Source organism: Flavobacterium sp. CF108 (assembly GCF_900129795.1).
Lineage (GTDB): Bacteria > Bacteroidota > Bacteroidia > Flavobacteriales > Flavobacteriaceae > Flavobacterium.
Window position 1 is genome coordinate 589,218 of record NZ_FQWW01000001.1, and the last position, 21,302, is coordinate 610,519.

Annotated in this window: 17 protein-coding genes; 1 reads left to right on the top strand and 16 read right to left on the bottom strand. The window is 33.3% G+C overall.

Annotated elements, in window-relative coordinates; genetic code table 11:
* Nucleotides 1-16 precede the first annotated feature (16 nt).
* From BUE10_RS02610 to clpB, 6 genes are all read right to left on the bottom strand, one after another.
* Nucleotides 17-907, bottom strand: a complete 891-nt coding sequence (locus BUE10_RS02610) for a carbon-nitrogen hydrolase (RefSeq protein ID WP_073482062.1) — start codon at nucleotides 905-907, stop codon at nucleotides 17-19.
* Between the two features lie 75 nt (nucleotides 908-982).
* Entirely contained in the window at nucleotides 983-4,240 is a 3,258-nt protein-coding gene (locus BUE10_RS02615) for a YCF48-related protein (protein WP_083597939.1), read from the bottom strand.
* Between the two features lie 163 nt (nucleotides 4,241-4,403).
* Nucleotides 4,404-4,817, bottom strand: a complete 414-nt coding sequence (locus BUE10_RS02620) for a hypothetical protein (protein WP_073482067.1) — start codon at nucleotides 4,815-4,817, stop codon at nucleotides 4,404-4,406.
* Nucleotides 4,818-4,988: 171 nt separating this feature from the next.
* The gene (locus BUE10_RS02625) at nucleotides 4,989-5,402 is read right to left on the bottom strand and encodes a hypothetical protein (protein WP_073482070.1); all 414 of its coding nucleotides are present in this window, start codon (nucleotides 5,400-5,402) and stop codon (nucleotides 4,989-4,991) included.
* A gap of 329 nt (nucleotides 5,403-5,731) precedes the next feature.
* Nucleotides 5,732-6,622, bottom strand: coding sequence for a DUF808 domain-containing protein (locus tag BUE10_RS02630; protein ID WP_073482073.1), 891 nt, complete (start codon nucleotides 6,620-6,622; stop codon nucleotides 5,732-5,734).
* A gap of 358 nt (nucleotides 6,623-6,980) precedes the next feature.
* Complete coding sequence (gene clpB / locus BUE10_RS02635; RefSeq protein ID WP_073482076.1) at nucleotides 6,981-9,584, bottom strand: ATP-dependent chaperone ClpB; 2,604 nt, start codon at nucleotides 9,582-9,584, stop codon at nucleotides 6,981-6,983.
* Between the two features lie 205 nt (nucleotides 9,585-9,789).
* On the opposite strand from clpB, the gene ytxJ reads away from it, so the two are divergent.
* Entirely contained in the window at nucleotides 9,790-10,179 is a 390-nt protein-coding gene (ytxJ, locus tag BUE10_RS02640) for a bacillithiol system redox-active protein YtxJ (protein ID WP_073482078.1), read from the top strand.
* Between the two features lie 156 nt (nucleotides 10,180-10,335).
* Here the strand turns inward: ytxJ and BUE10_RS02645 are convergent, their stop codons facing one another.
* The 10 genes from BUE10_RS02645 to BUE10_RS02690 form a co-directional block, all read right to left on the bottom strand.
* Nucleotides 10,336-11,505: a hypothetical protein gene (locus tag BUE10_RS02645; protein ID WP_073482081.1), complete on the bottom strand. Its 1,170-nt coding sequence runs from the start codon at nucleotides 11,503-11,505 to the stop codon at nucleotides 10,336-10,338.
* Nucleotides 11,502-12,500 carry a DUF2157 domain-containing protein gene (locus tag BUE10_RS02650; protein ID WP_073482084.1) on the bottom strand — a complete coding sequence of 333 codons (999 nt, stop codon included), beginning with the start codon at nucleotides 12,498-12,500 and terminating at the stop codon, nucleotides 11,502-11,504. Before BUE10_RS02650 ends, BUE10_RS02645 begins: the two co-directional genes overlap by 4 nt.
* A 142-nt stretch (nucleotides 12,501-12,642) precedes the next feature.
* On the bottom strand, nucleotides 12,643-13,923 hold the full coding sequence (gene argH / locus BUE10_RS02655; protein ID WP_073482086.1) for an argininosuccinate lyase: 1,281 nt from the start codon (nucleotides 13,921-13,923) through the stop codon (nucleotides 12,643-12,645).
* A 186-nt stretch (nucleotides 13,924-14,109) separates the two neighbouring features.
* Nucleotides 14,110-15,180 carry a M20 family metallo-hydrolase gene (locus BUE10_RS02660; RefSeq protein WP_073482089.1) on the bottom strand — a complete coding sequence of 357 codons (1,071 nt, stop codon included), beginning with the start codon at nucleotides 15,178-15,180 and terminating at the stop codon, nucleotides 14,110-14,112.
* Nucleotides 15,181-15,389: 209 nt separating this feature from the next.
* The gene (gene argB / locus BUE10_RS02665; protein ID WP_073482092.1) at nucleotides 15,390-16,163 is read right to left on the bottom strand and encodes an acetylglutamate kinase; all 774 of its coding nucleotides are present in this window, start codon (nucleotides 16,161-16,163) and stop codon (nucleotides 15,390-15,392) included.
* 103 nt (nucleotides 16,164-16,266) lie between these two features.
* Nucleotides 16,267-17,214 (bottom strand): N-acetylornithine carbamoyltransferase, encoded by a 948-nt coding sequence (locus BUE10_RS02670; protein ID WP_073482095.1) that lies wholly within the window; start codon nucleotides 17,212-17,214, stop codon nucleotides 16,267-16,269.
* An 88-nt stretch (nucleotides 17,215-17,302) separates the two neighbouring features.
* A complete protein-coding gene (locus tag BUE10_RS02675) occupies nucleotides 17,303-17,692 on the bottom strand; it encodes a GxxExxY protein (protein WP_073482098.1) in 390 nt (129 codons plus the stop codon).
* A gap of 108 nt (nucleotides 17,693-17,800) precedes the next feature.
* Nucleotides 17,801-18,562 carry a glutamate 5-kinase gene (gene proB, locus BUE10_RS02680; protein ID WP_073483021.1) on the bottom strand — a complete coding sequence of 254 codons (762 nt, stop codon included), beginning with the start codon at nucleotides 18,560-18,562 and terminating at the stop codon, nucleotides 17,801-17,803.
* 211 nt (nucleotides 18,563-18,773) lie between these two features.
* The gene (locus tag BUE10_RS02685) at nucleotides 18,774-19,967 is read right to left on the bottom strand and encodes a glutamate-5-semialdehyde dehydrogenase (protein WP_073482101.1); all 1,194 of its coding nucleotides are present in this window, start codon (nucleotides 19,965-19,967) and stop codon (nucleotides 18,774-18,776) included.
* Nucleotides 19,968-20,070: 103 nt separating this feature from the next.
* Nucleotides 20,071-21,210, bottom strand: a complete 1,140-nt coding sequence (locus BUE10_RS02690) for an aspartate aminotransferase family protein (protein ID WP_073482113.1) — start codon at nucleotides 21,208-21,210, stop codon at nucleotides 20,071-20,073.
* Nucleotides 21,211-21,302: the final 92 nt, after the last annotated feature.

The window sequence follows — 21,302 nt, forward strand, 5'->3', positions numbered from 1 at the left end:
CAAGATAAATCCTAAATTATTTATCAATTGCTCTTTTTGTAATATCTCCAAAAGCATCAATTCTTCTATCTCTGAAGAATGGCCAGTTTTGACGAACATTTTCCTGTAAATCTAAGTCAACCTCAGCAATTAAGATTTCTTCTTTATCGTGAGATGCCTGCGCTAAAATTTCTCCTTGCGGACCAGCGATAAATGACGCTCCCCAAAATTGAATTCCTTCTGTTCCTTCAAGATATTTTTCAAGTCCAATTCGGTTTGCTGCCGCAACAAAAACACCATTTGCAACGGCGTGGCCTTTCATTACGTTCATCCAGGCTCCGTATTGATTTTCTCCGTATTGCTCTTTTTCTTTTGGATGCCATCCAATTGCTGTTGGATAGAATAAAACCTCAGCACCTTTTAAAGCTGTAATACGAGCTGCTTCCGGATACCATTGATCCCAGCAGATTAAAGTTCCAACTGTTCCTTTTTTAGTTTCTATTGCCTGGAAACCTAAATCCCCTGGAGTAAAATAGAATTTTTCGTAGAAATGCGGATCATCCGGAATGTGCATTTTACGATATAAACCAGCCTCTGTACCATCTGTATCAATGATATAAGCGCTGTTGTGGTAAATTCCTGCCATTCTTTTTTCGAAGAAAGGAACAATAATTACTACTCCTAATTCTTTTGCCAATTCGCTGAAAGCAATAAATGAAGTGCTGTAAAGCGGTTCTGCTAATGCAAAATTATCTACATCTTCGCTTTGGCAGAAATAATGACTGCTATATAATTCTGGAAGTAAGATAACTTCTGCGCCTTGACCTGCCGCGTCTCTTACCCAGCTGACACATTTTTTTAAATTATTTTCGGCTACATCATTCAGGTTTAACTGAATTACCGATATTTTATATTTTCTTTTCGACATGACATAAAATTTAGAGTGCAAAAATAGTAAATTTTAGAGGGATTTTAGAACTTATATAAATAGCCCCTTGATAATTTATTTAAGAATAACTTTTTTATTGATTTTTGCACTATTATCTAAAATGAATTCCAGATAATAAATACCTGTAGGCTTATGAGAAAGATCAATTATTTTTAAATCTTCTAAGTTAACATTGTTTCTATGAGAAATCACTCTTCCCGACTGATCAATCACTTTTAAAGAAGTTATTTTTTTATTTTCATTTAATTGAATATTTACCACTCCATTAGTTGGATTAGGATATAGCATAACATTTTTTTCATAATTAAAATCTTCTATACCTAAATTTCCAGTACTAAATGATAAAACATCAGAGTATACAATATTGCTTCCGTTAGAAGCTTTTAATCTATAATAATATTTTTGATTAGGGAGAAGATTTTCTAAATTAACTTTAACAACTGAAGTAGTCGTTCCATAGAAATAAGGGGAACTTACTGGTAAAGCTGACCCAAAATTTTCTGTTGTTCCATACTGAAATTCCACATTTGTTAAAAAATAGCCTGCTGGATTTAGTATACCTTTTAATTCAATAGAATTATTTTGGGGATTGCTAACTGCTTCAGGAGCCAATACTATTGTTTTAGAATAATTTAAAATTTCCGTATTACTGTATATTACCTTATCTCCATTCAGTGCTTTTAACCTATAAAAATATACTTTCGTTTTATCGAGATCTGTTAAAACTGCGTTTACAAAAGTTGGGCTATTCGCTGTAACTTTGTCTGGAGTTGTAGAAATGCTTTTTTCATAATTCATGACTCCGTATTCAAAAACGATATTAGAAATATCTTTATCATTCGAAAGTACATAGGCATTTAAAACTGTTCCATTTTCATTTTCATTAGGATAATATAACATTATTTCGTAATCAGACTTTGTAGTAAAAGAAATAACATCACTGTAAATCACATTTCCATTTTGAACTGCTTTAACCCTAACATAATAAAGTGTTTTAGGCTTTAAATCTAATAATTTCCCATTGATCTTTTCTGTTGTATTTGCCTTAACAATGGTGTTTTTTAAACTGAGTTTTGAAAAATCAATTTCGTTACTACATTCAATTTCAATATCTGAAATATCATCTTCATAAGATGTTATTGAACCTGAAATCACAGCATTTGTGGCAGAAAATTCATTGATTGGATCAATTACAATTTTATAATTCTTTTCGGTTTTAAAATGTAAAGATTCACTGTAAATTTTAATATTGTTATGAATTGCAGTAATTCTATACACATAATATGTATCCGGGTTTAAGTCCCAAACAGGAATCTTGAAATCTAGAGAAGAGTTTGAACTAACTTTATTAGGCTCTACTTCTACTGTTTTTACAATAGCATTATTATTTAAAACTTCTATTTTAATATTATCAATTTCCCCGTCATTAGACATAATAGTTCCTGGCAAATTGGCAAACCTGGTGTGTACATCTACTGCGGGATCTAATTCTAGGTAATATGGTTTAAAATCAACTTGACTTTTCATTATTTTACCATTAACCCCTGCTAAGTAAATATCTTTATCTATAATATGAATACTTTGAGGATTAGTGAAACCTGTTACAAAATTGATATTTTTCTCCCAGGTTATCCCACCATTCTCAGTTTTAAATAATTGCCCTTCTTCGTCAAATATATAGCCAACATTTTTAGAGAAAAACTTCACATATGTGTAATATTCATAAGGAATAGTAAGTTTTTGCCAATTTAAACCTCCATTTTTTGTTTTATAAATCAAAGCATTTGAACCCACAATATATCCATTATCAATATCTGTAAAATCAATTGACTGAATCTCTTCATCTCCGGTAAAAACAGCTCTCCAGTTATATCCTCCATCAATAGTTTTGTATATCTTCTTATCATAACGATTATGAGCATAGGCAATATCTTCAGTTAAAAACTGCATTCGATAAAAGCTATATTGGGAGCGTTCTTCCCACGTATTCCCGCCATCAATACTCTTCATCATTTTTTGCTGATTATAACCGCCGCTTATATATATTGTTTGTTGGTTTATAACAACCATAGTATTGATTCCTTCATCAATAACATCTCCCAGCATCTCCCAAGTAACTCCGCCATCCTTTGTTTTAAAAAATTGTCCTCCATAAGTACCACCAGTTGCGGCATATCCATTATTTTCATCAATGAAATCAAAAGTACTTACACTATAAAAACTTTGTCCGTCAATCTGCCCGACAAAACTCCATTTTTTTCCGGCATTTACTGTTTTGTAAAACGAATTACCTACCTGAGCATAGCCAATATCTTTCGTTAAAAAATCAAGTTTGTTAATACTGTTATAGGTTGGAGAATTCTCAGTCCACGTTTTTCCACCATCTGTAGTCTTTACAATCCTTCCTCTTTGGCCAGTTGCAAATCCGGTATTCTCATCTAAAAAATACAATCCATAAATGTGAGTTCCATCAATTCTACCATTTTGAAAACTAACCCAATTCCAGGTTATCCCTCCATCTGTTGTTTTAAAGAGAGATCCATGCTCACCTGCTGCATAACCAACATTCTCATTCAAAAACGAAAATGAAAACAATGCATCTGTTATATTATTAATCTGGATCCATGTTTCACCACCATCAATAGTTTTGTATAAATCGTCATGTTCTTGTGTTGCAAAACCAATATTTTTATTAATAAAATAAACTGTAAAAAAATTAGAAGGAGTAACATTTGAAGTCATCGTAGCGTACCAATTGACTCCTCCATCTATAGTTTTTAGCATTGTCCCATTTTTGCAAGCTGCATGACCAATCAAATTACTCGTAAAAAAAGTTTTTACTACAGATCCTTTTGAAATTTGTTTGTATTCCCAAGTATTTCCTCCATCTAAAGAAGTAATTAAACTATTCGCACTTGAAACTATAATGGTATTACCATCAATAACATTAACAGTATTAAGATTATCATTATAACCAATTTGTATCTGCGTCCAAGAAGCTCCAGAATCTGTCGATTTTAAGACATATCCCAAATTCCCAACTATAAAGCCAATATTATTATGAAATTTCAAATCATTCCCACTAACAATGTCTTGTTTTTTCTTCCAGGAAATCCCTGAATCTAATGTTTCAAGTATTTCGGTATCTGTTATTATATATCCTATATTATTTGATACAAATTGAACATTTTTACCTGTTTTTGAAGTAGGAGTTGGATTTAATAATTCCCAGTTTTGCTGTGAAAATATATTTGAACTAAATCCCAAAAAGAAGAGTAGGACAATTAACCAACAACGTAAAGTTTTTATCATAAGTAATTTTTATATGTTTAAATAATAGAATTCAAAAATAAGATTTTATTATTAGCAGAAGATTATCATTAATTTAAATACAAAATAAAAAACCATTTTGCTTTAGTTTTAAACTAATGTGCAAAATGGTTCTTTTTCTAGTACCTAAATTTTATTTAAAAAACTAATCGATAACAACTGACTTAGTTATAAATTCTGTTTCTGATTTTTTGAATTTGATAACATACGTCCCTTTTGATGGTGCTAAAAAAGTATATGTTGTATGCAAAGCAGTTGGTGTTTGGTTTGGACAAGTTGTTGTAGGATATTTTGCTTCTACTTGAAATCCTTCGTCTTTGCCAAGTGATATATCAGCGATTCTATCAAATTGACCACATGCGTTATCTACAATAAAAGATATTTCATAATTAATTTCGACATTAACTTTCCCTGTCGCCGGTCCACTGATTGCCGTAACATTTGCTGCTCTAGAAGTAGTTTGAGAGTCTTCTTTTTTATCATCGTCGCTACTGCATGAAACCAAAGAAACAGATAAAAATAATACTGCTAAAACTGACTGTAATTTAAAAATCTTCATATAAAATTAGTTATTGTTTGTTATTATAAGATGAGGCTAAAGTACAAAGGTTGCTTGAAAAAATGCTAAATTATTTACAATATCTTAAAAATAAAAAACCATTTTACATCGGTTTAAAAATTATACGTCTGCAAAATGGTTTTACCACCTAAAGTAATCAACTAAGAAATGTTAGTCTATAACAACTGACTTAGTAATAAATTCTGTTTCTGATTTTTTGAATTTGATATCAAAAGTTCCTTTTGCAGTTGCTTTAAATTTATAAACTGTTTTTTTAGGATCTGGAACTTGCTGCGTGCAAACTCCTGTTGGATATTTCGCTATAACTTGTAATCCAGTTACGGTTCCAATTTTTACTTCAGAAATTTTATCGAATTCTCCACAAGCATTATCAACAACGTAAGTTACTTCATAGCTCAATTCGTCATTCACTTTTCCTGTAGCTGGCCCACTAATCCCAGTAACCAATGCTGCTTTCAAAACTGGATTGTCTACTGGTTTCTCATCGTCGTCATTATTGCATGAAACAAATACAATTGACAAGAATAAAACTACTAAAACTGATTTTAATTTAAAACTTTTCATATAAAATAATAATTTAATGTTATAATATGAAGATGCAGGATAAATAAAATGGTTGCTTTGGCTAAATGTTAATTTGGATAATAAAAAGAGTAAACTTTTGTAATTGAGAAACTTATTCGATAAAAATAATTTCAAAAAGAAGCATAATTTCTTATGAAAACAAAAAATTCTCGTTTAGCCCCGATAGAAACGGTATCCTTTTATGGCGGGGTTCGCCATAAAAGATATAGTGGATAGCGGGACTGCTTTTCTTATGAAAAACAAAAAAACTGCTTCAAAAAAAAACACCAGCCTTAAGACTGGTGTTTCATAATTATTTAATGTTTTTTTTAGACTATTGGTTTTCTCTTTTTGAATATTTTTTTGAAGACATTTACAAATCCTAAAACCACAAGTCCTAAAGCCAATCCAATTACAAATTCTTTAATAATTGAAGGAATATTAATTTCTGCTGCTAAATGATGGAAGTATGGAATGTAATGCACGAAAATACCTCCGGCAACTAGTATTAAAGCGATTGTACCAATTACAGTTAAACTTTTAATAACTAACGGAAGTGCTTTAACCAAAATATTCCCGATGAATTTCGATATACTTTTTTCTCTTTTACTAAATTTGATAAGCTTATACCCTGCTTCATCCATTCTAACAATAAGGGCTACAATACCATAAACTCCTATAGTTGCGATTACTGCAATTATTGAAGTTACGATAATTTGCTGTGAAATAGGTTTACCAATAACAGTTCCCAACGCTATAATTACGATTTCGACAGATAAGATAAAATCGGTTACAATTGCTGATTTTATTTTGCCTTTTTCAGCTTCTAAAATTTGTTCTTCTGTTAAAATTTCTTCGGTAATTCCTTCTGATTCTTCGTGACTATGAGGAAAAATAAATTCGTAAATTTTTTCGGCTCCTTCATACGCCAGAAAAAGTCCTCCAAGAACCAGAATTACAATAATAGCAATAGGAAAAAATGCACTTAATAGAAAAGCGACAGGTAAAATAATGATTTTATTAAGAAGAGAACCTTTGCTTATTGCCCACAATACCGGAAGCTCTCTCGATGAAGCAAATCCAGAAGCTTTCTCGGCATTAACTGCTAAGTCATCGCCCAGAATACCTGCTGTTTTTTTTGCTGCAACTTTACTCATTACTGCAACGTCGTCCATAATTGCTGCTATATCGTCTAATAGTACAAAAAAACCTGATGCCATTATATTTTGTCTTTATTTAAAATTTAGTTGTGCGAATTTAAGACTTTTTATGCTGATGTTTTTAATGATTTCATGGATTTAATTTTTAACTGCACTGACCTAATAAAAGCCAGATAATTACAAATACGAGTATGGTTCCAAAACATCCGCCTCCTAATTTTTTCGCTCCATATCCGGCGATTAATCCTCTAAATATATTGTTCATGATAATTAGTTTTATGTTACAGTAAATTTGAGAATTAAATCAGATTTCTTGTTTATAGGACTTTTGAAAAAAGTTTCATTATTCACGGATATTAAAAAAAACACCAGCCTTTCGACTGGTGTTTCTTCCTCAAAAAATAATTAACTAAACAAATTATAGTGCGGGTTGTGTTTGATTTCTAAAAACCAAATTACCATCAAAAGCATCCAGTAAAATAATACTGTCTGTTGTTATATTTCCTGCCAAAATCTCTTTTGACAATTGATTCAAGACTTCTCTCTGAACCACGCGTTTTACAGGTCTCGCACCAAAATGGGGATCATAACCTTTGTCTGACAAGTAGGCAATTGCTTCTGGAGTTGCATCCATCGTAATACCTTGAAGTGCCAGCATTTTTGTAACGCTTTTTAATTGCAGACTCACAATTTTTGAAATATTCTCAACTGTAAGCGGCGTAAACATTACAATTTCATCAATACGGTTTATAAATTCAGGACGAACTGTTTGTTTCAACAATCCTAAAACTTCATTTTTTGCAGCTTCTGTAGCAGCTTCAACGCTTCCTTTTAGATTTTCAAATTTTTCCTGAATAATATGACTTCCCATATTTGAGGTCATAATGATAATCGTGTTTTTGAAATCGGCCAGACGGCCTTTATTATCTGTTAATCTACCTTCATCCAAAACCTGCAATAAAATATTGAACATATCCGGGTGCGCTTTTTCGATCTCGTCTAACAAAATAACGGAATATGGTTTCCTACGAACGGCTTCTGTCAACTGTCCGCCTTCATCGTAACCTACATATCCCGGAGGCGCACCAACTAAACGGCTCACACTATGACGTTCCTGATACTCACTCATATCAATACGGGTCATCGCATTTTCGTCATCAAAAAGATATTCTGCCAATGCTTTTGCTAACTCTGTTTTACCAACTCCGGTTGTTCCTAAAAACAGGAATGTTCCAACTGGTTTTTTCATATCCTGCAAACCGGCACGGCTTCTGCGAACAGCATCACTCACAGCTTCTATTGCTTCTTCCTGACCAACCACACGTTTATGTAATTCGTCTTCAAGATGTAACAGTTTTTCTCTTTCTGTCTGAAGCATTTTCATAACCGGAATTCCTGTCCATTTCGCCACAACTTCGGCAATGTCTTCTCTTGTAACTTCTTCCTTAATTAAAGAATTACCAGATTGAAATTCTAACAATTGTTTCTGCAATGCTTCCTGACGTTCTTGAGCTTCTTTTATTTTACCATAACGAATTTCAGCTACTTTTCCGTAATCTCCGTCACGTTCTGCACGTTCTGCTTCGTATTTAAAATCTTCGATTTCTAATTTTACAGCCTGAATTCCGTCAACAATATCTTTTTCAGATTTCCATCTTGCGTAGATTTCGTTGCGTTCTTCTTTCAGGTTTGCCAAATCCATACGAAGAATTTTCAGCTTACTTTCTTCTTTCTCACGTTTAATCGCTTCGATTTCAATTTCTAACTGCATGATTTTACGATCCAAAACATCTAATTCCTCAGGTTTTGAATTGATTTCCATACGTAGTTTCGAAGCCGCTTCGTCCATTAAATCAATCGCTTTATCTGGTAAAAAACGGTTTGTAATATAACGCTGCGAAAGTTCAACAGCTGCAATAATTGCTTCGTCTTTGATTTGTACTTTATGGTGCGTTTCGTATTTTTCTTTAATTCCACGTAAAATTGAAATCGCACTTTCGGTATCTGGTTCGTCAATTAAAACTTTTTGAAAACGTCTTTCAAGCGCTTTATCTTTTTCAAAATATTTTTGATATTCGTCTAAAGTTGTTGCACCAATTGCTCTCAATTCTCCACGAGCCAAAGCTGGTTTCAGAATATTAGCCGCATCCATTGCGCCTTCTCCTCCACCCGCGCCTACAAGCGTGTGAATTTCGTCGATAAACAAAACGATATCTCCTTCAGCAGAAGTTACTTCTTTTACCACCGATTTTAAACGTTCTTCAAATTCCCCTTTAAATTTTGCTCCGGCAATCAAAGCTCCCATATCTAATGAGAAGACGATTTTATCTTTTAAGTTTTCCGGAACGTCTCCGTCAACAATTCTGTGTGCTAAACCTTCTGCAATTGCGGTTTTACCAACTCCTGGTTCTCCAATAAGCATTGGATTATTTTTTGTTCTACGAGTCAAAATTTGCAATACACGACGAATTTCCTCGTCGCGGCCAATAACCGGATCCAGTTTTCCTGTACGCGCTAATTCGTTTAAATTTTTAGCGTATTTGTTTAATGAATTATAGGTTTCTTCGGCAGAAGCAGATGTTACTCTTTCGCCTTTACGTAATTCTTCAATAGCAGCTTTTAAACCTTTTCCTGTTACGCCCTGATCTTTTAAAATTTGAGAAACTTTGCTTTTTGAATCGAAAATTGCTAAGATTAAATGTTCGATCGAAACGTATTCGTCGTTCATTTTTTGCGCAATGATTTCGGCTTCATTCAAAGCTTTGTTTGCGTCTCTTGAAAGCAGAATGTCGCCTCCTGAAACTTTTGGAAAACTCTGAATTGTACTGTCTAAAATTTGTAAAAACAACGGCACATTTACATTTAATTTCTTCAAAATAAATGGTGCGACGTTTTCATCAACTTCAAAAATAGCTTTGAAAATGTGCTCATTTTCAATTTGCTGCTGGCCGTTTCGCTGTGCTAATTGCTGCGACAACTGAATGGCTTCCTGCGATTTAATAGTAAATTTATTTATGTTCATATTATTAAGATTTGATTGATTTTTTGTTTTAAATATTCGATTACATTAAAGTTAAGACTTATTGGGATATTTTTTTAACTCAAAAGATTTAACTTTGCTTTCGAATATTCAAATTATATTCCACAGTAAAAACAAAGACAAAATGACGCAAAAACTCTGATTTTAATCAGTTTTAGATGTCAAAAAGTCACAAAACAAGCCAAATATGAGTTTTTTAAATTCAATCTTCGGAAATTCTGAGAACTCAGATGCTCCAAAAAGCAAAGTTAATTGGACAGAATTGACCGATATTCATCAGTTAATGGAAATCGAAGCCATATCTAATGAAAAACCTGTTGTAATTTTTAAACATAGTACAAGATGCAGCATCAGCCGTATGGCGTTGAAACAATTTGAGAGAGAGTTTGATCTTGAAGAAGTTGTTGATGCTTATTTTCTTGATCTAATTGCGCATAGAGATATTTCTAATGAAATTGCAGACCGATTTGGGGTTTATCATGAATCGCCGCAATTAATTTTAATCAAAAACGGAAAAGCAGTTTACAATGTTTCGCATAGTGATATTGACGCTGAAGCATTGAAAAGTAAAGTATAGTTTTTTGCCACAGATTAAAAGGATTAAAAATGATTTTCTACTCTTTGTAAAGTCGCCACGAATTACACAAATTTACACAAATCAATTCGTGAAAATTTGTGTAATTCGTGGCTAAAAAAAATCATTTTTAATCCTTTTAATCTGTGGCAACTTAATTTAAAAGCTCTCTCCAGATCCGCCGCCGCTAAATCCTCCTCCTCCAAAATCTATTGGCGATTCGGTTTTAACTTCTGGTTTCATACCAAAAGTTGAAGCGACGATTAAAGCCTGAGCATTTAAAATTGCAGTTGAATGATTGATTCTGTCCGGTTTAAAAGTTAATCCTGACTCTTTATTTTTTAATTTTTGGATGGAGAAATAAGCAATTACAAACATTACTAATCCGCCAATAGTCAATGCCGCTTCAATTGGCAAAACCGAATAATAAAATCGGATGGTGAAAACGGTAAATGCAATTGCTGCAAAACTAATCCAAAGCATAATTCTGTCTTTGGTTTTTAAAGCCTGAACCAAATACACAATGGGAACTATAAACGTAAATGCGTAAAAGAAATAAGCAAACGGAATATCATGTTCCGGCTGAACGTCAACTCCTAAAAGTTCTGCAGAAAGTTCTCTAACTACTAAATAATTACAGGAAAGATAAAACAGAATCAAACAGAAACTATTGGCTAATAAAAGTCCGTTGTAATAGTAAACTTCTTTTAAATTCTTGATTCTATGCTTCGTAAAAAAATAAAAACCTGCCGAGGCTAACATTGCCACAAAAGGCAAAATTGTTTTGCCAATATCTCCAATTTCAAACAGACCGAAAAATAGAACTGCTGAACTTGCCAAACAAAAAACAAGCATAGAAAGCAGATGCAGGTATCTTTTATAAGTTAAAAAAGAAGCAATGGCAACAAAAATAGCGGGAGTTAATCCCGTTTCAAAATCTTCTGTAAGTATGAAAACTGCTCCGCCTACATTTAAAAGTATCCCTAAAATAAAAGCATCATCTAAGCCGTGTCTGTAATATTTGCTATTCGACAAAAATTCAGCACCTGCAATACCAACACCTGCAAAAAGAAAGCAGCAAATTTTGAAAAAAGATTCCGCGCCTGATAATGCAATTAAAGAGATAAAGCTGCAAATCGATGAATATAGAAATGATCCCAACAGAAAAAATCCTAAACGCACTAAAATATTATTTTGGATTTTGAAAGATGGCAATTGATTTCGGATAATTTTCTTTTGTTCTTTGCTGATAAATCCTCCACTTTCAAGAGAATCTGCTTCTTCGGTTAAAAATAAATTATTTAGTAAATTTTTATCGTGTACTATCATTCGGCTATTTCTTTATTGAAGTTTTTAATCAGTTTAATAAACAATACTATTGAACCGATGAAGTAAGCTGGTAATATCATGATAAATAACACCCATATATCGCCAAAATCAACGTGTTCAAAAATTTTAAATATGAAAATATTAATGCCAATGTAGGCGTAAACAATCATAAAAATGTATAGTGAAATTGCTTTGAGCTGATGACTTATTTTATAAAAGTAAACAGATGAACCTGCTAAAATCACGGAGAAAAGAAGCCAGATAATATCTTCACTAACCATATTGCTTATCGATGCAATACTTATAATATGCAAAGCAAATGTGAGATAGACGAGCGCAAAATGTGTTTTTAAATTAATTCTGAAACTATAAAATGTCCATAAAATAAGTAAAACACCAAGCATAATGGCCGAGTAACTTAAACTCTGGCTGGCATAAAAATTATTATTGCTATTAAAAATATCCTGCGGAGTTACCGAAAGCCCTACATAAGCCGCCAAACCTGTAACTGCAATGGTTAAAACGCTTTTGTTATCAAAATAATAAGCACAAAAGAAGCTGACAATTGTTGGGACTAAAGTCGCCAAACCATAATGTGTTCCAAATAACTCATATTGAACCTGCAGATATCCTATAAAAATACAAGTGAGAACATTGGCTGTTAAAACTATATATTCTAGAAAATAACTTTCCGTAGTAGTTTCTGTTTTCTGGAAACCTTTTGAATTTTTAAAACAGTAATAAAAACAACCGCAAATAAGAACAAACAAAATAGCTAGAAGGGCAATATGACCAACGCTGTCAATATTGTCATAAATAAGAATTCCAATTCCCGATGTGAACATTAAAACCGAAATGGAAAGTAATAGTTTTAATTCGACATTGAGCGAGAAAATATTAAGACTTCGATATTCTTTTATTTCCTGAAATTGATTCTCTGTAATTAAGTTTTTCTCAAAAAGGCCTTGAGATGCCAGTTCGTCAAATTGCGTCATATTTTTGATTTAGAAATAATAGATTCTCAAATTTAGAGAATTAGGTCGAAATTTCTTAACATTCAAAAATATATTTAAAGAAATAAAAAAACCGATTTGCATTAGCAGCAAATCGGTTTCGTATTATTTAGGAAATAAGCTTTTAGAAAGCTGCTTTCATTTTATCTTTAATCGCATCAAGGCATAAGTTATTGATACTTCCCTCATGCGTGTGTTTTGTTTGTTTTGGAGATTTGTATGTTCCAGCTTCTAATTGTTCTGCAACGGCTTTATACGCATCTCTAAACGGCATTCCATCTACAACCATTTCGTTTAAAGTATCTACGGTAAACAAGTAATCATATTTTTTATCTTCCAAAATATGATCTTTAACCGTAATATCTTTTATTGAAAATATAGCAATATCCAAGCAAGATTTTAAAGTTTGAATTGCCGGAAACAAACCTTCTTTTAAAAGCTGCAAATCTCTGTGATATCCGCTTGGAAGATTATTGGTAATTAAAGTGATTTCGTATGGAAGTGCCTGAATTTTATTACATTTTCCTCTGATCAATTCGAAAACATCCGGATTCTTTTTATGAGGCATAATACTTGAGCCTGTTGTAAGATGCGCCGGTAAACCAATAAAATCAAAGTTTTGGCTCATATACAAACAAACGTCCATTGCAAATTTTGATAACGTTCCAGCCACGCTTGTCATGGCAAAAGCAACTGTTTTCTCTGCTTTTCCACGGCTCATTTGTGCTGCTACAGCATTGTATTTTAAGGTTTCAAAACCTAATTCTTTTGTTGTAAATGTTCTGTTTATTGGAAACGAACTTCCGTAACCTGCCGCAGACCCTAACGGATTCTGATCTACAATTTTTGAAGCTGCATTCAACATCGTGATATCATCAATTAAACTTTCGGCGTAAGCCGAAAACCACATTCCGAATGATGATGGCATTGCGATTTGTAAATGCGTATAACCTGGCAATAATACATTTTGATGTTTTTCTGCTGATTCCATCAACAAATCAAACAATGTTTTTACCTGCTCTTTTATAGCTTTTAATTCGTCTTTTAAATACAAATGAACATCTACTAAAACCTGATCGTTACGAGAACGTGCCGTGTGGATTTTCTTTCCTGCATCGCCAAGTTTTACGGTTAGCAGATATTCTATTTTAGAATGTACGTCTTCAAAACTGTCTTCGATTTCGAAATTTCCAACTACGATATCCGCGATGATTTCGTTTAAGGCATCAACCAAAGAAGTTGTTTCTTCCTGAGTCAATAAACCAATCTGCCCCAACATTTTGGCATGTGCGATTGAACCTAAAGCATCATATTTTGCTAAAACTAAATCCAGTTCACGATCGTTTCCTACTGTGAATTGTTCGATTTGTTTATCTGTTGGTATTCCTTTTTCCCAAAGTTTCATAAGATGTATATTTTTTGTTTCACAGAGATACTCAAAGTAAGCCCAGAGATTTACAAAGTTTCTTTTTTTACGTAATGTTTCTTAATTCCTGAGTGTCCTAGCCCCGATAGTAGTGGAAATCCTTTTTCTGGCTTCTTTATCCAGGAAAAGATTGTAACGGATAGCGGGATTAGCTCCTAAAAAATATTATAATTTAAAGAAATCAGTTAGTATTTTAATGTACAAGTCGACTCCTTCTTCAATTTCATTTACAAAAATAAATTCGTCTGCTGAATGCGAACGTAACGTTTCTCCTGGGCCTAATTTCAAAGACTGACAGCTTAAAACTGATTGATCTGAAAGTGTCGGCGAACCATAAGTTGTTCTTCCTAATGCAATTCCCGCCTGAACTAAACCATGTGAAACTGGAATAGAAGATGCGTTTAAATGCATTGATCTTGGCGTTACTTCGGCATTTACATTTGCTTTTACAACTTCCAGAATTTCGGCATTTGTATAACGGTCTGTTACACGAATATCTACAACCAAATCACATTCTGACGGTACAACGTTGTGTTGTTTTCCTGCACTGATTTGTGTTACGGTCATCTTTACAGGACCTAAAACGTCTGAGATTTTGTCGAATTTATAGTTTTTAAACCATTCCATTACCGGAATTGATTTATATATTGAATTATCATCGTTTTGATGGGCAGCGTGGCTCGCGGTTCCTTTTACTTTTACATCAAGAACTAATAAACCTTTTTCTGCAACTGCTAATTGCATTAATGTTGGTTCTCCTACAATCGCACAATCTAATTCTGGTAAATGCTGTAAAACGCTGTTTAAACCATTTTTCCCGCTGCTTTCTTCTTCGGCGGAAGCCACAATTACAATATTGTGCGAAAGATTTTGATTTTCGTAAAAATGAATAAAGGTTGCTAATAATGAAACTAAGCATCCACCTGCGTCATTACTTCCTAATCCGAATAATTTGCCGTCTTTTTCAATAGATTTAAACGGATCGTTTGTATACGCTTGATTTGGACGTACAGTATCGTGATGTGAGTTTAGTAAAAGTGTTGGTTTATTTTCGTCGAAATACTTGTTGAAAGCCCACACATTATTATTTTCTCTTTTGAAAGGAATCTCGTTTTGATTGAACCAATTTTCGATTAAAAGGGCCGTTTGGTCTTCTTCACTTGAAAATGAAGGGGTTTCGATTAGGCTTTTTAATAAACTAATTGCTTCCTGGGTAAGCGTTGCAATATTTTTCATAGTTATGTAGGTTCTTGCCACGAAGGCTCAAAGTCACAAAGTTTTTATTAAATCTGTGACATTTTTAATTTGCGCAAATTTCTTAAATTAATATTTAAAATGCTTTGCGCAGTTGTATTTTTTTTGCCACGAATTACACTAATTTTCACTAATTTTTTATTTCGATGAATTATAATTCGTGGAAATTAGTGTAATTCGTGGCACCCTTTTTATAACGTAATTGTTGTATGTAAAACGTCTGGATTTTGAAGCATCTTATGATGCCCAATTTTGATTTTCTGTACACCTCTTGATAAACTGTTGAAGCAATTGTCCAGTTTTGGAATCATTCCGGAATGGATTACTTTTTCTTCTTTTAGTTTATTGTATAGTGTTTCGTTGATTTGGGTTATTACAGATGAATCGTCTTCTGAATCTTGTAAAACACCTTGTTTTTCAAAACAATATGTCAGTGTAACATCAAAAACTTCTGATAATGCAATTGATAATTCACTTGCAATGGTGTCTGCATTTGTGTTTAATAATTGTCCGTTTTTGTCGTGTGTAATCGCACAGAAAACAGGAACAACTCCAGTTTCTAATAAAGTTGCCAGTAATTTTGTATTGACTTGTTTTACATCGCCTACAAATCCGTAATCAATTGTTGGGTGATTTCTTTTTACTGATTGGATCAAATTCCCGTCAGCTCCCGAAAAACCAATTGCATTATTGTCTTTTGCCTGCAATTGCGCTACAATATGTTTGTTGATTTGTCCGGCGTAAATCATTACTACAACATCAAGCATTGGAGCATCTGTAATTCGGCGTCCGTCAATCATCTGCGGAACCAAACCAATACTCTGCGCCATCTTTGTAGCCGATTTTCCACCGCCGTGAACTAAAACTTTATAGCCTTCAATTTTAGAAAAATCGATTAAGAATTGTTCTAACTCTGCTGGATTGTCGATGATGTTTCCACCTATTTTTATTACTGATACGTTCATTTCTTTCAAGGTTCAAAGGGTCAGAGGTACAGAGGGACAAAGGTATTTGTTACGGCTTTTAAAACCTTTGAACCTTTGTCTCTCTGAACCTTTGAACCTTAATTTACAATTTCTTCAAAATCTTCTGTAAAACTAATTGTGCAGAATACGTTCTGTTATTCGCTTGTTCGATTACGATTGAATTTTCTCCGTCTAGAACTTCGTCGCTTACAATTACGTTACGACGAACTGGAAGACAGTGCATGAATTTTCCGTTGTTGGTTAAAGCCATTTTTTCGGCTGTAACAGTCCAGTTTGGATCGCTGTTAGTTACTTTTCCGTAATCATTGAAGTTGCTCCAGTTTTTTACGTAAACGAAATCAGCATTTTCGAAAGCTTTGTTTTGGTCGTATTCGATTTTGCTATCTTTTGTAATTTCCGGGCTTAGTTCGTAACCTTCTGGATGCGTGATTACAAAATCCATATCTTTTTGCATTTGCATCATTTCTACAAATGAATTTGCAACTGCCTGAGGCAAAGCTTTTGGATGCGGCGCCCATGAAAGTACTACTTTTGGTTTGTGTTTCGTTTTATGCTCTTCCATTGTAATGGCGTCTGCTAAAGACTGCATTGGGTGACGAACAGCACTCTCCATATTTACAATTGGCACTGTAGCGTATTTCAGAAATCCTGAAATTACAGTTTCCTGATAATCTTTTTCTTTGTCTACCAAACCTGCAAAGGCACGGATTGCGATGATGTCACAATATTGTGAAACTACTTCTGCAGCTTCTTTAATATGTTCTGAAGCACCAGAATTCATTACTGCTCCATCTTCGAATTCTAATGTCCATCCTTCGTTGGTAAAATTCATTACCATAACGTTCATTCCTAAATTTAAAGCCGCTTTTTGTGTACTCAAACGCGTTCTTAAACTTGGGTTGAAGAATAACATTCCTAAGGTTTTGTTTTTACCTAATTTTTTATTTTTAAGCGGATCTTTTTTAATCTTGATCGCACTTTTTACCCATTTTGATAATGAGTCGATATCTTTTATTGAAATATAATTCATCTTTTTGTTTTCTTATTAGTTTCTAAAAATTTAAACGCGGATTTTACTGATTCGCTATCGCGAAGACGCAGATTAACGCGGATTCTTTTTATATTCTTATTTTTCTACTATTCTCAAATACTTTTCGTCTAAATTCTGGTTTTGTTCCAAAATTTAAAAGTAAACCTACTTCACAGTTTGTCCCTTTTAAATAATTCAAAATTTGATTTTCAAACTCGATTACAATACAATTAGCTGCTTTTAGCTCTAAAATAATTAAATCTTCAACTACTAAATCTGCATAATATTCTCCAACTTCAATACCTTTATAATAAACTTTAATTTTTTTCTGAGCTTCAACATACAAACCTTTATTTTTCAATTCCAAATACAAGGAATTTTGATAAACTCTTTCTAAAAATCCATGTCCTAATTCATTATATACTTCATAAAAAGTTTTAATAATGACTTCAGTTAACTCTCGATGTAATAATTCCATAAAAAATAAATCTGAATGAAATATACTACATAAAATTAAAATTCAAAGATAAAATCCGATTTAATCCGCGTCTTCGCGATAGCGAATCCGTTTCATCCGCGTTCAATATCACACAATCTTAGTAAAAGGAATTTCGTCCTTTAATGCCTTTAAAATAAAATTATCATTTAATCCGTTGACGATCCAAGTTTCGATATTCGCCGCTTTTGCGATTCCGGCTGCTTCTATTTTGGACTGCATTCCTCCTGTTCCGTGTGATGATTTTGATTCGCCGATTTCTTTTTCTAATGACTTCAAATCATTAACTAATTTAATCGTTTCCGGAATTTCATCGTGAATTGAATCTTTCGTATAAATCCCGTTTGTATTGGTGGCAATTATCAGAATATCAACATTTAAAAGAACTGCTGTCAACGCCGCTAATTTGTCATTATCTCCAAACCGGATCTCATCTGTGGCAACGGTATCATTTTCATTGATAATGGGAATGTAATTGTTTTTAACCAATACATTAATCGTATTTACAATGTTCTTTTTGGTCTGCTCTTTTTCGAAATCAGAATAAGAAAGTAAACACTGTGAAGTATTTAATCCTAAATCCTTAAAATTTTCATTGTAAATCCGCATTAAATGTGGCTGTCCGATTGAAGCCAAAGCCTGCTTTACAAAAACATCTTTATCCTGATTGTCCAGTTTTACAAACTGTTTTGCCGCCGCAATTGCTCCAGAACTTACTATAATAAATTCATATTCGTCGTTTAAAGCCGCAATCTGTATTCCGAGATCTTCAATCTTTCCCCGCGAAATGTGATTGGTTTCTTTGGTTAAAGTATTACTTCCTATTTTTAATAAAATCCGTTTTTTTGCCATGTCTTTTGTTTTTGCCACGAAGGCGCTAAGGCACTAAGTTTTTTTTTTAACGCAAAGGGCGCAAGGTTTTTTTATATTGTTTGTGTTTGCAAACGGTAAGTTCGCAAAGCTTTGTCTATATTAAATTCCAATAAATAAATTCCAAATTCCAATAATATGAAATCAAAAATCGTTAATCATCAATCTAAAATCTGAACTCTAAAATCTAAAATTATCGTATCTGTCCTTCTCCATAAACGTACCATTTGTTCGTTACCAAATGTTGTAAACCAATTGGTCCTCTTTGATGCAATTTATCAGTGCTTATCGCTAATTCTCCACCAAGACCGAATTGTCCGCCGTCTGTAAAACGAGTTGAGGCATTTTGGTAAACTGCTGCAGCATCTATGGCTTCCATAAATTGCTGTGCGGCTTCGTTATCTCTTGAAATGATTGCTGCAGAATGTCCGCCGCAATATTTATTAATCATTTCGATTGCATTTTCCTCAGAATCAATTGTTCCAATTACGATTTTATAATCTAAAAATTCTTCGTACCAAATATCTTCGTTTTGAAGTGTTTTGGTGTTTTCGAAATTTTCTAATGATTTATCTACAATAACTTCCACTTTTGCTTCTATTAAAGCTTCAATAAGCATTGCAGTAAAACCTTCAAAGTTTGGCAATTTGGAATCGATTAAAACTTTATCTAAAGCATTACAGGCCGAAATTTTAGCTGTTTTAGCATTTAAAATTACTTTTAAAGCCAAATCTGTATCTGCTTTTTCATGAACGTAAACAAAATTATTTCCGCGTCCGCTTACAATTACTGGACAAGTTGCGTGTGCTTTTACAAACTCAATTAGCTTTTCTCCGCCCCTTGGAACTATTAAATCAACTTTTTGAGTTGGTTTTTCTAAAAATGCCTGAGTTTCTGTTCTGTTGTAATTCAGATATTCCACCCAGTCTTTTGAAACTCCGTTTTCCTCTAAAGCTTTATGCCAAAGACTTACGATTTTCAAATTTGATTTTAGAGATTCTTTTCCTCCTTTTAATAAAATCTTATTTCCGGATTTAAAGGCAATTCCACCCGCTTCGATTGTAACATCCGGACGAGATTCATAAATGATTAAAATTGTTCCGAAAGCAGCGGTTTTATTTATTACTTTAATTCCATTATCATGAGTAAAATGAAAACGCTCAACGCCAACAGGGTCTTCCTGAGAAGCTAATTGGTTTAATGATAAAATCATTTCGTCGACTTTTTTATCATCTACTTTTAAGCGTTCTTCCATCGCTAAATCTGAGCCGTCGTAATCAGCAAGATCTTCCTGATTCGTCAAGATAATCTGACTCCGCTCCTGCTCGACCAGCTTTGCCATAGATCGCAAAACGAGATTGCGTTTTTCAATTGATAATGGATTCATAATTTCTAGTTGGTTGGTTGGTTGTTTTTTGGTTGTTTCTTTTAGGAAACTTTATTTTAAACCTGACGGGTTTTAAAAACCCGTCAGGTTTACGTAACGAGAATTAGTTTTTTAATTCTTCTAAACTTTCTTTTAAAGCTACAACAAAAGCATCTATGTCTGATTTTTTCACTGTAAGCGGTGGTAAAATTCTAAGCAGATTTTTGTTGTTGGCGCTTCCTGTAAAAATGTGTTTTTCGATAATTAGTTTTTTTCTTAAAGCTGCTACGTCAAAATCAAATTCTACTCCAAGCATTAAACCTTTTCCTTTTACTTGTTTAATACCTTCAACTTCTTTGATTTTTTCTAAGAAATATTCATAAACCTCATTTACATTCTTTTGTAAATCAAGTTTTTCAATTACATCTAAAACAGCAATTCCTGCTGCACAAGATAGATGGCTTCCGCCGAAAGTTGTTCCTAATAATCCGAAACTTGCTTCAAATTTTGGAGAAATTAAGATCGCCCCAACAGGAAATCCGTTCCCCATTCCTTTTGCTACTGAAATAATATCAGCATTAATTCCGTGATGTTGGAAAGCGAAGAATTTTCCGCTTCTTCCGTATCCTGACTGCACTTCGTCTAAAATTAAAACAACATCGTGTTTTTTACATGCTTTTTCCAAAGCCTGAAAAAATTCGGTTGTTCCTTGGTCTAAACCTCCAACTCCTTGAATTCCTTCGATAATTACTGCTGTAACATCACCTTTTGTTAGTTCAGCTTCAACTAATTCGATTTGGTTTAGCGGTAAAAAAGTAACTACTTGCTGTGCATTTAAAGGCGCAACAATTTTTTTATTGTCAGTAACGGCAACTGCCGCAGAAGTTCTTCCGTGAAAAGAATTATCAAAAGCTACAACTCTTGATTTTCCGTTATGGAAAGAGGCTAATTTTAAAGCATTTTCATTGGCTTCGGCACCAGAACTGCATAAAAACAATTCGTAGTCTTCTAAACCAGAAAGCTTTCCTAATTTCTGTGCCAACTCAACCTGTAAAGGATTCTGAATTGCATTCGAATAAAATCCTAAATGGTCTAATTGATTCTTCAATTTTGCTACATAATCCGGCTGTGTGTGTCCAATAGAAATCACACCATGTCCGCTGTATAAATCTAAGTATTCTACTCCTTTGTCGTCAATAATGGTACAATCGACTGCTTTTACTGGAGTTATGTTGTATAATGGGTAAACGTTGAATAAGTTCATTTTTTGTTTTTTGTTTTTTGTTTATTTTGTTTCAGGTTTCAAATTTCAGGTTACGTACAGAACGTGAAACCTGAAACTTAAAACTTGAAACT